Below are 13,121 nucleotides of genomic sequence, written 5' to 3'. Positions count from 1 at the left end.
CATGCTCGCCTCTGACAATCGGGAATTTGATCCCGTGATCACGGCCGACCCGCGGGACATCACCATGGCCGGCTTGCTGGACTTTCTGGCGGATCACAGGGAAAAGCCACTGGTGTTTTTCCATGAAGGCGGGCCAGTGTTGCCGGGCTACCATGTCACCGAGGTCAAGGCCGGCCGCTTCGACGCGCTCGACTGCGGCGGGAATCCGGAATCATGGTCGGAGATCTTCGTGCAGCTATGGGACGTCAATGAGGACCGCACCCATATGCCGGCTGGAAAATTCGCGGCGATCATCCGGAAAGTGACCGAGCATGTCGGTCTCGACCAGGCGGCCAAGCTGACCTTCGAGGTCAGCGACGGCGTGCGCCCGATGCAGCTCTACCGGGCCGCCCTGCCCCGGCTGGCCGACGGCGCCGTGCATGTCACGCTTGCGCCACGGCCAGCGAGTTGCAAGCCGCGCGACCGCTGGCTGGAAGAGGAAAAGAAGGCCAAGGCCCGCTGCGGGCCCTCCGCCGGACCACAGCCATGCTGCGGCTAGCGGAGGGTGCTTTGAGCATGTGAGCACAGGAAGCGCGGTTGAGCGGTGTGCAGGCCGGCCGGACATCGGCAACCTTAGTCCTTGGCGCGAAAAGCGTCCGGCACCACGAACACTTCGTCGGCGCGGCCATAGCCGCCATCGGCGACTTCCTCCACAAGCACCATCGTGTAGGGCCGCACGCCCTCGCCGAAAAAGTCGACGAACATGGCGGTCGTGCGATGGATGAGGTCTTCTTTCTGTGCCTTGGAGAGCGCCGCCTGCGGCATCTTGATGTTGGCGAATGGCATGGTGTTTTCCTTGTCTTCTCAATCATTTAGGCTAGGTTTCGAATGGAACGGGAGGCAGACCGCCACAGCAGCAGCGGCCAGCCTCCTTCAGATCACGCCGCCATTGGCGCGGATGATTTGCCCGTTGACCCAGCCACTGTCCGGCCCGGCCAGGAACGAGACCACGCCGGCAATGTCGTCGGGCTGGCCGAGCCTGCCGAGCGGGATCATCTTGGCCGTGGCCTCGATCTGCGCCGCGCTCTTGCCATCGGTGAACAGCGCCGTCTCGACCGGTCCGGGCGCCACCGCGTGCGTTGACGGTGATGCCGCGCGCGCCAAGCTCCTTGGCCAAGATGTGCGTCATCGCCTCGACCGCCGCCTTGGTGGCGGCATAGACGCCGTAACCCGGCTGGTAGAGGCCGACCACGCTGCTCGAAAAATTGACGATGCGGCCGCCATCGCGAATGCGTTTTGCGCCTTCGCGCATGCCACGGAACACGCCGCCGAGATTGATCGCGACCTGGGTGTCGAAGAAGGCATCATCGGCCTGCGCGATCGGCGAAAGCTTCATGATGCCGGCATTGTTGACCAGTATATCGATGCCTCCGAACGCCTTCTCGCCGGCGTCGAAGAGGCTGGCGATACCGGCCGGAACCGCGATATCGGCTTGCACGGCGATCGCCTTGCCGCCATCGGCTTCGATGGCGCGCACCAGCGCCTCGGCCTCGGCCTGTCCCCGCGCGTAATTGACGACGACGGCGATGCCGTCGCGGGCCAGCCTCCGCGCGATCGCCGCGCCGATGCCCTTGGAGGCGCCGGTCACGATCGCCGCTTTAGTTTGGCCCGTGCTCGTTTGGCCTGAAGTCATGGAAGTCTCTCCTTCTTGTTGGTGAGACGGATATAGGCCGAACCAACTTCCGGATAATCAGCCTTGTCTTGACATCACTATTCGGAAACTGCGAACAAAGACCATGGATCGCCTGGACACGATGCGGCTCTTCGTTCGCGTGCTGGAGCGGCGCAGCTTCACCGCTGCCGCCGCCGATCTCGGCCTGCCGCGCTCGACCGCGACGGAAGCGGTCCGGCGGCTGGAAGAACATCTCGGCGCAAGGCTGCTCGAGCGCACCACGCGCCAGGTGAACGCCACGCAGGATGGCGAGGCCTATTACCGGCGCTGCCTGTCCATCCTGGCCGAGATCGAGGATGCCGAGGCCGCCTTCCGCAATGCCGAGCCGTATGGCCTGCTGCGCATCGACGCCAGCACGCTGCTCACCCGCACCTTCCTGTTGCCGCGCCTGCCGGAATTGCTCGCCCGCTTTCCTCGCATCGACCTGCAGATCGGACAGAGCGACCGGCTGGTCGACCTAGTGCGCGAGGGTGTCGACTGCGTCATCCGCGTCGGCGAGCCGCCGGACAGCGGCATGATCATGCGCCGCCTTGGCATGATCCGCGAGATGACCTGCGCCAGCCCCACCTATCTCTCCCGCCACGGCACGCCCGCCTCCCCCGATGCGCTGGACGGCCACCAGGCGATCGGTTTCGTCTCCTCCCGCACCGGCGAAGTGCTGCCCTTCGAATTCACCGTCGGCGGCAAGACGCGCGAGGTCAGGCTGCCCGGCCGCGTCGCCGCCAACAATTCCGACACCGCCGCCGACCTCGCCCGGCTTGGCCTCGGCCTCATCCAGGCGCCGCGCTATCGCTTCGAGAAGGATTTGGCAGAGGGAACACTGGTCGAGGTGCTGGCCGGGTATCCGCCCTCGCCGACACCGCTCTCGGCGCTCTATCCGCAGAACCGGCAGCTTTCGCCGCGCCTGCGCGTCTTTCTCGACTGGGCGGCACGCATCTTCGCCGAGGCGAACCTGTAAGCGCAATTCCGGGAAAAGTGTGTAGCGGTTTTTCGTCCGGAGTTGCGTCAATACAAAGGAACAGGCACTCGCCGTTGCCCATCGGCGCCATCTGATGTCAATGTCGCCGCGACAGCGCGCCATGGGGAGATGGCGCACCGCCAGGGAGGATTTTCATGACCAAGCAGCAAGCCGGCTTGCCGCGCTATGACGATGCCGTTGCAAGCTTTCGTATCGAGGATGAGATCGCGAGACTGCAGGGCGACCCCGCGACCGGCATCAACGCCTATGTCGAATGCTGCGGCCGGCACACCGGCGGAAACCGCCTGGCGCTGCGCGCCATCTCTGCCGGCGGCGAACTCAGCGAATTCAGCTTCGAGGATCTCGCCGACATGTCCGGCCGCGTCGGCACTCTGCTGAAGGAGTTGGGCGTTGGCCCGGGCGATGTCGTGGCCGGCATGCTGCCGCGCATCCCCGAACTGGTGGCGCTGATCCTCGGCGCCTGGCGCATCGGCGCGGTCTACCAGCCGCTGTTCACTGCCTTCGGCCCGAAGGCGATCGAACACCGGCTTGGCTACAGCGGCGCCAGGCTGGTGGTGACCAATCCGGCCAATCGCGGCAAGCTCGACGAGGTCGCGAACCCTCCGCAAATCGCCACCATCCTCGGTGCTGGCGACGCCCTGTCCCCGGGCGACATCGATTTCCGTGCCGCGCTTGCCGCCGCCTCACCCAACTGCGACCCGGTGATGCGCAAGGGCGAAGACCTGTTCATGATGATGTCGACCTCGGGCACCACCGGCCTGCCGAAGGGCGTGCCGGTGCCGCTCAACGCGCTGCTCGCCTTCGGCGCCTATATGCGCGACGCGATCGGCCTGCGCCCAGACGACATCTTCTGGAACATCGCCGATCCGGGCTGGGCCTATGGCCTCTACTACGCCATCACGGGACCCCTGCTGCTCGGCATCGCCACGACCTTCAACGAGGGCGCCTTCACCGCCAAAAACACCTATGATGTCATCGAGCGGCTTGGCGTCACCAGCCTTGCCGGCTCGCCCACCGCCTTCCGCCTGCTGCTCGCCGAAGGTCCCGATGCCGCCGCGCGTGCAAAAGGCCGGCTGCGTGTGGTGAGCAGCGCCGGCGAGCCGCTCAACCCGGAAGTGATCCGCTGGTTCGACGCCCATCTCGCCGCGCCCATCCACGACCATTACGGCCAGACCGAGAACGGCATGATGGTCAACAACCATCACGGCCTGGCGCACCCTGTCCGCGCCGGCTCGGCGGGCTTTGCCATGCCGGGCTATCGCATGGTGGTGCTGGACGAGGCCGGCAACGAGCTCGGCCCCAACCAGCCCGGCATCCTCGCCGTCGACATCGCCAACTCGCCGTTGCGCTGGTTCGACGGCTACCACCAGGCCGAAACGCCGGCCATATCGGGCGGCTACTACCGCACCGGCGACACGGTGGAATACGAGCCGGACGGCTCGGTCTCCTTCATCGGCCGCGCCGACGACGTCATCACCTCGTCAGGCTACCGCATCGGCCCCTTCGACGTCGAAAGCGCGCTGATCGAACATCCCGCCGTCAACGAGGCGGCGGTGGTCGGCGTACCCGACCCGCAGCGCACCGAGATCGTCAAGGCCTTCGTCATCCTGGCGCCCGCCTACGAGGGCAGCCCGGAACTCGCCGAAGAACTGGCGCAGCATGTCCGCAAACGCCTCTCGGCCCATGCCTATCCGCGCGAGATCGACTTCGTCGGGGAATTGCCGAAGACCCCTAGCGGCAAGATCCAACGGTTCTTGTTGCGCAAGGCTGAGGTGGAGAAAAGGAACGGGTGAAGGGCGGCGGGAAGATTGGAGTCGGTCCTGCGCCAATTGCTGAGACCTGCGCATTGGAGGCAAAGTTGAGTGCGGGCGATAGGCGCCACCGGTAAGGGCACGTCATGACGGAGCATCGAATCTATTCCACAAGCTTTGCCAGCGTCTATCCGCACTATGTCGCCAAGGCGCAAAGGAAAGGACGCACCAGAGCCGAGGTCGATGAGATCATCCGCTGGCTGACGGGCTACACCGAGAAAGAACTCGACGCCGAACTGGAGAAGAAAACCAGCTTCGAGGATTTCTTTGGTCAGGCCCCTCGACTGAATCCTTTGCGGAATTTGATTACAGGGGTGGTCTGCGGCGTCCGCGTGGAAGATATTGAGGATCCACGGATGAAGGAAATTCGCTACCTCGATAAGCTGATCGACGAGCTTGCGAAGGGGAAAGCGATGGAGAAGATACTCCGGAAATGAGGCGAGAGGCTCGAGCGCGCGATATCATCGACCGGGCGCACGGGCGCCAACGCTAATCACGCCTCCTCACACCGCGATCTGCAGGGTCCCGTGGCGCTTCACCTCAGCCTCTATCTCCCGCACCAGCGTCTCCAGCGCGGGATTGCGGACGTTGCGGGTGCGGCGAATGACGTAGGCGAGGTCCGGAGGCTTGGGGAACGACTTGTCGACGATCTCCATGCCGGGCCGCAGATGGCGCTGGCTGAGCAGCGCCACGCCGAGGCCGGAGGTCACGCCGGCGATGATGCCGGCCGCGCTCGAACATTCGAACACGATCTCGAACACCGTTCCCTCGTCCTGGCCGAGATCGAGGCCCCAACGGCGATAGAAGCAGTTCTCGTCGAAGGACAGGAACGGCACCGGGTCGCCTTTCCCAAGGGTCAGCTCGGGCGACTTCACCCAATGCAGGGTCTCGCGGAACAGCGGGACATCGGTGGGGCGGACGTCGTGCTGGAACACCTGGATGATGGCAGCGTCAAGCGCGCCCTCGCCCAACAGCTTCTGCAAGGCAAGGCTCATACGCACCTGCGTGCGCACGCTCACCTCGGGGTACAGCCGGCGAAACCGGCCAAGGATGCGCGAAAGGTCCGTGCAGGTCGTATCCTCGGTCATCCCCAAAGCGATCTTGCCTTGCAGCGTGCTCTTCGACAGGCTCAGGATCGCCTCGTCATGGATGCCCAGGATGCGCCTGGCATAGCCCAGCAGATCCTGCCCTGAACTGGTGAACATCGGCGCATTCGCCTTGCGGCTGAGGATTTCGCAGTCGAGACTCGCTTCCAGCCGCCTGATCTTGTGGCTGACGGCCGATTGCGACAGGCCGAGCATCTCGGCTGCCCGGGTAACGCCGCCATGTTTCTCGATCGCCACCATCGCCCGCAAGGCATCGACATCCAGGCGGCGGCTCATCACTCCAGTCATGACAATCCTCGTTTGAAACGAAAGCAGCGCTTCAAGGTTTCGGCAGAGAACGGGCTTTGAGGTCAATCATATATGCCACATCTCGCGCCTATTTCATGAATACATCGAAATTTGTCATGTGCAAAGGCGCTTGCGCGCCGCCATAAATCCCGCATCCGAGATCGGCCGTGATCCGCTGGCGAACTCGCTTCGACGAAGAGACCGCATGACGCTCCCGAAACCTCCGTCCCGTCGCCTGGCCTGGCCGCTTCTCGCGGCAGCCCTGGTCGTAAGCTGGAGCTCGGGCTTTGTCGGCATCCGTTACGCCAGCGAGAGCGCCGACGTCATGCTCGTGCTGTTCTGGCGAACCCTGATGTCAGGGCTGGTCCTTCTGCCCTTCGCGCTCATGGTCGGGCCGCGCATCGGCGTCCGGGCGCTGCTCCAGCAGATGGCGTTCGGCGTGGCGATGATGTTCCTCTATCTCGGCGGCTTCGCGCTTGCCATCGGCCAGCGCGTGCCGACCGGCCTTGTCGCGCTGATCTCCGACCTCGTCCCCCTCGCCATCGCGGCACTATCGCAGCCCGTTCTCGGCCACCGGCTGACATCGAGGCAGTGGACCGGAACGGCTCTCGGCGTGCTCGGCGTGCTGATCGTTTCGCTGAACAGCCTCAGTCTCGGCACCGCGCCGGCCTGGGCGTACGTGGTCACGATCGCTTCCATGATGGTCTTCGCGCTGGCGACCGTGCTGCAGAAGCGGATGGGGACGATCAACATGCCCATCCACCAGAGCCTGTGCATCCAATGCCTGACAGCGGCGCTGTTTTTTGCCGCTTGCGCCGAATGGAAAGGCGGGCTGATGCCGCCCCTTGATGGCCGGTTCGAGTTCGGCATCGCCTGGCTGGTGCTGTTTTCGACCTTCTTCTGCTACGGCGTCTATTATGCGAGCCTGCGCCTCCACAGCGCCGCGCAGGTCAGCAGCGTGATCTATCTCAGCCCGCCGGTGACGATGCTTTGGGCCTGGCTGCTCTTCGGCGAGCCGCTTTCGGCGGCGATGGTCCTCGGCCTCGCGGTTACGCTGTTCGGCGTCTGGCTGACATCGTCGCGTGGCACCACATCGAAGGGCGAGGCAGGTTTGCGCCCAGCCGGGCAGCCGGCCGATTGATCGCGATCCACGCAAACGCCAGCCAATTATCCAACTCAAGGGAGTGAACCATGAAGCTGACTGATTTCAAGGCCTTGACCTTCGATTGCTACGGCACGCTAATCGATTGGGAATCCGGCATGATCGACGCCCTGAAGCCGCTGACCGGACGGGTTGGCCGCGGCCTCGGCCGCGACGAGATCCTGCAGGCGCATGCCAGGCACGAATCCAGCCAGCAGGACTGGACGCCGCAAAAGCGCTACTGCGACCTTCTGGCTGTCGTCTACAAGCGGCTCGCCGAGGAATGGGGCGTCGTGACCACGCCGGAGGAATGCATCGCCTATGGCCAAAGCGTGAAGGACTGGCCGGCCTTTGCCGATACCGCCGCCGCCCTGCAATACCTCAAGCAGCACTACAAGCTCGTCATCCTCTCCAACGTCGACAATACGAGCTTCTCCTTCAGCAACAGGAAGCTCGGCGTCGATTTCGATGCGATCTACACGGCGGAGGACATCGGCTCCTACAAGCCGTCGCCCCGGAATTTCGACTATATGCTGGAAAAACTGGCGACGCTCGGGATCGGCGACAAGCAAGTCCTGCACACGGCCGAAAGCCTGTTTCATGACCATGCCGTGACCAACCGCCTGGGCCTTAAATCGTGCTGGATCCACCGCCGGCATGCCGATCAGGGTTTCGGCGCCACGATGCATCCCGGCGAGATGCCGAAGGTGGACTTCCGCTTCGACAGCATGGCCGACCTCGCCAAGGCGCATCAGGAAGAATTGGGCGGCTGATAGAAGGCCATCCCTTGAGCTGAAACCAGAACTCGCCTGAGCGTCATCAACTCTTTTTACGGGCGGCGCCGCGCTTTTCGGCGGAAGTGCCGGAACCCCACAGGGCGCGGCCGAGCAAGCCCCTGCGTTTGCGCGGGGCGAGGTCGATATCGCTGACCAGCTTGGCGCCACCCTTGCGCCGCTCGAGCGTGATCTTGCGGCTGTGGAAGGCCTCCAGCTCGGCGCGGTGCGCCACGCTCAAGATGGTCACATTAGGCAATTCGTGGATGATGGTCTCCATCATCCTGTCCTGGCTCTTCTCGTCGAGTGCCGCCGTCGCCTCGTCCAGCACGATGATATCGGGCGCGTGCAGGAGCAGCCGCGCGAAGGCCAGGCGCTGCTTCTCGCCGCCCGACAGGGTCTGGTCCCACGGCGCGTCTTCCTCGATCCGGTCGCCAAGATGACCGAGCCCAACCTTGTCGAGGGCAGCCCTGATCTGCGGGATCGTCCAATCCTCGGCGGCGCCTGGATAGGCAGCGGCCCGGCGCAGCGTGCCCGAGGGGATGTAGGGGCGCTGCGGCAGCATGAACATGCGCTTGCCCGGGTGGAAATCGACGCTGCCGCCGCCCCACGGCCACAAGCCCGCTATCGCCCGCACCAGCGTGCTCTTGCCCGAACCGGATTCGCCGGCCACCAGCAGCCGCTCGCCCGGCTGGATCACCACCTCGGTTTCCTTGACCACGGCGGTGCCGTCATCGAGCGACACGGACAGATTGTTGAGGTTGAGCATCGTGTCGTCCTTGGTCTCGCCGCGATTGATGCGTCCGAGCGCGTCGCTCTCTTCCGCGCGCTCGAGCCCATCCAGCGACATCATCAGCGAGGCGATGCGCCGTGCCGAGGCGTTCCAGTCGGCCAGGCGCGGGTAATTGTCGACCAGCCATCCGAACGCGCCCTGCACGATGGCAAAGGCGGATGCCGCCTGCATGACCTGCCCAAGCGACATCGAGCCGTCGAGGAATTTTGGCGCGCACAAAAGCACCGGCACCACCGGCGCGAACAGGCTCGATCCCTGCGAGACCAGCGCCGTGCGCATGTGCTGGCCAGCAAGCATCGCCCACTTCCCCAGCACGCCGGCGAAGGTCCTGTCGATGCCGCTGCGCTCCTCCTCCTCGCCGCCGAGCAGGGCGATGCTCTCGCCGTTTTCGCGCACGCGCATCAGCGTGTAGCGAAATTCCGCTTCCGCCTGGTTCTTCTGCTCGGAGAGTTCGACGAAATGCCGGCCGATGACCACCATCGAGGTGGAGGTGATGCCGGCATAGATGACCGCGGTGATGACGAGAAAGCCCGGAATGGTGACGGTCGAGGAGCCGATCGGCAGCGTCAGCGCGCCGCCGATGGTCCACAAGACGACGATGAAGGTCGAGGCCGCCAGGAACGCGTTGAGCACGCCGGAGACGAAATCAACAGGCGATTCGGTGGCGATCCGCAAATCGTCGGCGATGCGGGCTTCCGGGTTCTGGTGATCGCCGCTGACGAGATTGAGCTGGTAGTAGCGGCCGTTGGTGAGCCAGCGGCCGATGATGGATGTAGTGAGCCAGGAGCGCCAGCGGCGCTGGATCGTCATGCGCAGATAGACCTGCGCAACGACAAGGCTGACGCTTCCAAGCACCAGCGGCACGAACACGGCGCTCAGGAAATAGACGGTCGGCGCATTGCGCTGCTCGATGGCGTCGAAGATCGAGCGGTTCCAGACATTGATCCCGTACTGGAAGCCGACATTGACGCAGATCAGGATCAGGAGCGCGATCGTGCATGGCCAGGCGAGCTTGTCGCCCCGCCGGCTCCAATAGCCGCGCGCGCTGATCCAGAAGCGCTTCAGCAGGTATTTCTTGCGCGCCTGTTCGGCCTGTTCGGGGCTCAGCTGCGGATCAGGTTCCACCGCCGCTGGCGGCGGCGCCGCCTCGCCGACGACCTCGGATGCGGCCTCGACATCGGGTACCTTCTCCCGGCGGGGCTTCCTGGCACCGTTTGGCTTGGCGCCGCCGGCCGGCCTCTGTTTGGGTTTGATGTCTGCCACAACGGCCATAACGGCCTGGGTATCGGAAGGTTTCATCATGAGGGCTTGCGACCTTGCCAGGGCTGTCCTGGTGCCCCGATATCCGCCACGTCTCGCCATGAGTTCACCGCCGCACAATCGCCACCAAGCCACGCGAAGAGCTTGTAAAACGGAGGTTTTCACGATGCGTCTGGTCTGGACTTTGGTGTTCGCGCTGGCGAGCGGTGCGGCGTATGCGGCTTCGCCGGAGGACGACTACATCGCCGCGCGCGACAAGGCGATCGCGGCCATCGCCGCGATGGAAAGCGCGAACGCTCCCGTGGAAACGCTCGACGCCGCCAATGAGAAGGCCCGCGCCGATCTCGAACAGCGCCTTTCGACGCTTCTTGGACCTTTCACGGTCAAGGGTTTTCCGGCGGCCGGCAGGATCAATATCGAAAGCCTCAGTTCCTCCGATGTCGGCTTCGGCATGCTGGACGGGCTGCGTCACGGCACCGAGGGCGGCCCCAGCATCGTCGCGTCGACACGCGGGCTGGTCGAGCGCTGGCTGCAATCGCGTGCGGCGGAGACGGACGCCGATCTCAAACTGCCCACCAGCTTCGACGCGGCGCTGAAGCTCGATGCGTTCTACACCCAGGCCATCGGCAGCGACGCCGCTTTCACAGGCACGCTCGACTTCACCCTGAAGACGCCCGACGGCGCCGACATGGCGATCGCCCGCCTCGGCGGCTGGGCACAGGATGTCGGACCGAACTACGACCAGGAGGTCGTCGTCACGCTGGTCAAGGGCAACAGCGTCATGATCGCCGAGGCGCCCGCGACACCGCCCGTTCCAAGGATCGCGGCCTGCGACGCGGTCTGGACCGCGGCCGACGCCGTCGCGCAGAAACTGGTCAAGCAGGCCACCGACGACAGCGACGAAAATACATCCGATGCCGCCGACGCCGCCTGGGCAAAAGGCGACAGCGACTTCCGCGCCTGCATGGGCAAGAACCTGCGCGACAACCCCGCCTTCCCCGCGCTGCTTGCCCAGGCGCAGACGCTTGCCGACCAGATGGCTGGGAAGTAGGGCGCGCGAGGCGGACGCGGCGCCGACGCTGCCAATCTCCCCCTCGGGGGAAGATTGGCTGTTTCGTCGTCAGCACCGTTTCCACCCCTTGCGGCCTCCGCACGCCATCACGATATTGCCGGCGCGCTGGTCTTGCTGACGGCAGTTGCCAGCACCGTTGAAAATTGGTGAAAGGAAGTCCCGATCGCGCATGGCGCGACGGGCGGATGAAAGCGTGGGAAACCCGGAATGACGACAGACACGAAAGCGACGGAAACCAAGGCATTCGAGGCGGATGTTTCGCGGCTGCTGCACATGATGGTGCATTCGGTCTATTCCGATAAGGACGTCTTCCTGCGCGAACTGATTTCCAACGCCGCCGACGCCTGCGAGAAGCTGCGCTTCGAGGCCGTCAGTCGCCCCGAATTGCTGGCCGACGATCCGAAGCCCCGCATCTCGATTGCAGCCGATCCCGACGGCAAGCTGATCACCGTCGAGGACAACGGCATCGGCATGAGCCGCGACGACATGACGGAGGCGCTGGGCACGATCGCGCGCTCGGGCACGCGCGCTTTCATCGAGCGCGTCGGCGCCGGCAATTCGAGCGAGGACACGCAGCTCATCGGCCAGTTCGGCGTCGGCTTCTACTCCGCCTTCATGGTCGCGACCCGCGTCGACGTCATCAGCCGCCTGGCGGGAAGCGAAGAAGCCTGGCGCTGGTCGTCCGACGGCAAGGGTTCCTACGAGATCGCGCCCGCCCCGCTCGAAGTCGCGCCCAAGCGCGGCACCCGCGTCGTGCTGCATCTGATGGACGACGCCGCGTCCTACACCGGATCCTATCGGCTCGAGCAACTGGCCAAGGCGCAGTCGGGCCATGTGCCGGTGCCGATCACGCTCGTCGAGAAGCCCGGTGCCGAGGCGCGCGACATTGCCGATGGGACGGCCCTTTGGGTCAGGCCGAAAAGCGAGATCAAGCCCGAGGAATACACCGACTTTTACCGCGGCGTCTCCGGCCAGTATGACGAGCCGGCCGCCACCATCCATTTCCGCGCCGAAGGCCGGCAGGAATATAGCGTGCTGGCCTTCGTGCCCGGCTCGCGTCCCTTCGATCTCTTCGACCAGGACCGGAAGGGCCGCATGAAGCTCTATGTGCGCCGCGTCTTCATCACCGATGATGCCGATCTGTTGCCGCGCTACCTGCGCTTCATGCGCGGCCTGGTCGATTCCGCCGACCTGCCGCTCAACGTCTCGCGCGAGATGATCCAGGAAAGCCCGCTGCTGGCCGCGATCCGCAAGGGCCTGACCAACCGCGTGCTTGGCGATCTCGCCAAGCTGGCGGAGAACGAGACCGAGGCCTATGCGAAAATCTGGGAAAACTTCGGCGTCGTCCTCAAGGAAGGACTCTACGAGGACCATGAGCGGCGCGAGCAGCTCTTGAAGCTCGCCCGCTTCCGCTCAACCGCCTCCGGCGAAGGCTGGCGCGGCCTTGCCGACTACGTCTCGGCGATGAAGGAAGGGCAGAAGGCGATCTTCTTCATGGCCGGCGACGACCGTGCACGGCTCGAAGCCTCGCCGCAGCTCGAAGGTTTCAAGGCACGCGGCATCGAGGTGCTGCTGCTCACCGACCCGGTCGACAGTTTCTGGACGTCGATGGCGCCCGAATTCGACGGCAAGCCGTTCAAGTCGGTGACGCAGGGCGTGGCCGAACTGTCCGAGATCCCGCTGCTCGACGAGGCGAACAAGCCGGATGCGGCGGCGACGCCCGAGGTCGATGGCTTCTTGGCCTTCGTCAAGGCGGCGCTTGGCGATGCCGTGTCGGACGTGAAGGCCTCCGACCGCCTGACCGAAAGCGCGGTCTGCCTGGTGGCGCCCGAACACGGTCCCGACCGCCAGTTCGAGCGGCTGCTGAACGCCGCCGGCCGCCTCGACAAGACAGCCAAACCGATCCTCGAGATCAACCCCCGCCACCAGCGCGTCCTGGCGCTCGCCAGTCTCGGCGACGACGAACAGGCCTTCAAGGACGACGCCGCCCACCTCCTCTACGACGAGGCGCGCGTGCTCGACGGCGACAAGCCGGCCGACGCCAGGGCGTTTTCGGAGCGCCTCGCCCGGCTGATCGCGCGCGGTATTTCGAAGGGCTGAGGAGACGCCGGCCAGCCGTTCCCGACGTGTGGTCGAACGGGGTTGCGTGGCGACCCCGTCTCCCGACAAATTTCGGCATCTCTCGCA

At 64.9% G+C, this 13,121-nt stretch carries 11 protein-coding genes and 1 pseudogene; 8 read left to right on the top strand and 4 right to left on the bottom strand.

Features of this window, described 5'->3' with window-relative positions; genetic code table 11:
* Position 1 precedes the first annotated feature (1 nt).
* Positions 2 to 538, top strand: coding sequence for a DUF6428 family protein (locus tag FJ527_RS22550; protein ID WP_140824051.1), 537 nt, complete (start codon positions 2 to 4; stop codon positions 536 to 538).
* Positions 539 to 612: 74 nt separating this feature from the next.
* Here FJ527_RS22550 and FJ527_RS22545 read toward each other — a convergent pair whose 3' ends face one another.
* Both FJ527_RS22545 and FJ527_RS22540 read right to left on the bottom strand, forming a co-directional pair.
* On the bottom strand, positions 613 to 825 hold the full coding sequence (locus FJ527_RS22545) for a 4-oxalocrotonate tautomerase family protein (RefSeq protein ID WP_015316894.1): 213 nt from the start codon (positions 823 to 825) through the stop codon (positions 613 to 615).
* A gap of 87 nt (positions 826 to 912) precedes the next feature.
* Positions 913 to 1,672, bottom strand: a pseudogene (locus tag FJ527_RS22540) (SDR family oxidoreductase).
* Between the two features lie 103 nt (positions 1,673 to 1,775).
* Here FJ527_RS22540 and FJ527_RS22535 point away from each other — a divergent pair.
* From FJ527_RS22535 to FJ527_RS22525, 3 genes are all read left to right on the top strand, one after another.
* The gene (locus FJ527_RS22535) at positions 1,776 to 2,669 is read left to right on the top strand and encodes a LysR family transcriptional regulator (RefSeq protein ID WP_140824050.1); all 894 of its coding nucleotides are present in this window, start codon (positions 1,776 to 1,778) and stop codon (positions 2,667 to 2,669) included.
* Positions 2,670 to 2,824: 155 nt separating this feature from the next.
* A complete protein-coding gene (locus tag FJ527_RS22530; RefSeq protein WP_015316891.1) occupies positions 2,825 to 4,483 on the top strand; it encodes an acyl-CoA synthetase in 1,659 nt (552 codons plus the stop codon).
* 104 nt (positions 4,484 to 4,587) lie between these two features.
* Positions 4,588 to 4,938, top strand: a complete 351-nt coding sequence (locus tag FJ527_RS22525) for a DUF2200 domain-containing protein (RefSeq protein WP_015316890.1) — start codon at positions 4,588 to 4,590, stop codon at positions 4,936 to 4,938.
* Positions 4,939 to 5,004: 66 nt separating this feature from the next.
* Here the strand turns inward: FJ527_RS22525 and FJ527_RS22520 are convergent, their stop codons facing one another.
* Positions 5,005 to 5,895, bottom strand: coding sequence for a LysR family transcriptional regulator (locus tag FJ527_RS22520; protein WP_015316889.1), 891 nt, complete (start codon positions 5,893 to 5,895; stop codon positions 5,005 to 5,007).
* A gap of 205 nt (positions 5,896 to 6,100) precedes the next feature.
* Here FJ527_RS22520 and FJ527_RS22515 point away from each other — a divergent pair, with 205 nt between their 5' ends.
* On the top strand, positions 6,101 to 7,036 hold the full coding sequence (locus FJ527_RS22515) for a DMT family transporter (RefSeq protein WP_140824049.1): 936 nt from the start codon (positions 6,101 to 6,103) through the stop codon (positions 7,034 to 7,036).
* 50 nt (positions 7,037 to 7,086) lie between these two features.
* Positions 7,087 to 7,809, top strand: a complete 723-nt coding sequence (locus FJ527_RS22510) for a haloacid dehalogenase type II (RefSeq protein ID WP_015316887.1) — start codon at positions 7,087 to 7,089, stop codon at positions 7,807 to 7,809.
* Positions 7,810 to 7,855: 46 nt separating this feature from the next.
* Here FJ527_RS22510 and FJ527_RS22505 read toward each other — a convergent pair whose 3' ends face one another.
* Complete coding sequence (locus FJ527_RS22505) at positions 7,856 to 9,865, bottom strand: ABC transporter ATP-binding protein/permease (protein ID WP_041163784.1); 2,010 nt, start codon at positions 9,863 to 9,865, stop codon at positions 7,856 to 7,858.
* A gap of 163 nt (positions 9,866 to 10,028) precedes the next feature.
* Between FJ527_RS22505 and FJ527_RS22500 the strand changes: the two genes are divergently transcribed.
* Positions 10,029 to 10,913 (top strand): hypothetical protein, encoded by an 885-nt coding sequence (locus FJ527_RS22500; RefSeq protein WP_140824048.1) that lies wholly within the window; start codon positions 10,029 to 10,031, stop codon positions 10,911 to 10,913.
* 228 nt (positions 10,914 to 11,141) lie between these two features.
* Positions 11,142 to 13,034: a molecular chaperone HtpG gene (gene htpG / locus FJ527_RS22495; RefSeq protein WP_140824047.1), complete on the top strand. Its 1,893-nt coding sequence runs from the start codon at positions 11,142 to 11,144 to the stop codon at positions 13,032 to 13,034.
* Positions 13,035 to 13,121: the final 87 nt, after the last annotated feature.

The organism is Mesorhizobium sp. B2-4-18, from assembly GCF_006441385.1.
Lineage (GTDB): Bacteria > Pseudomonadota > Alphaproteobacteria > Rhizobiales > Rhizobiaceae > Mesorhizobium > Mesorhizobium australicum.
This window is presented reverse-complemented; position numbering and strand designations above follow the sequence as displayed.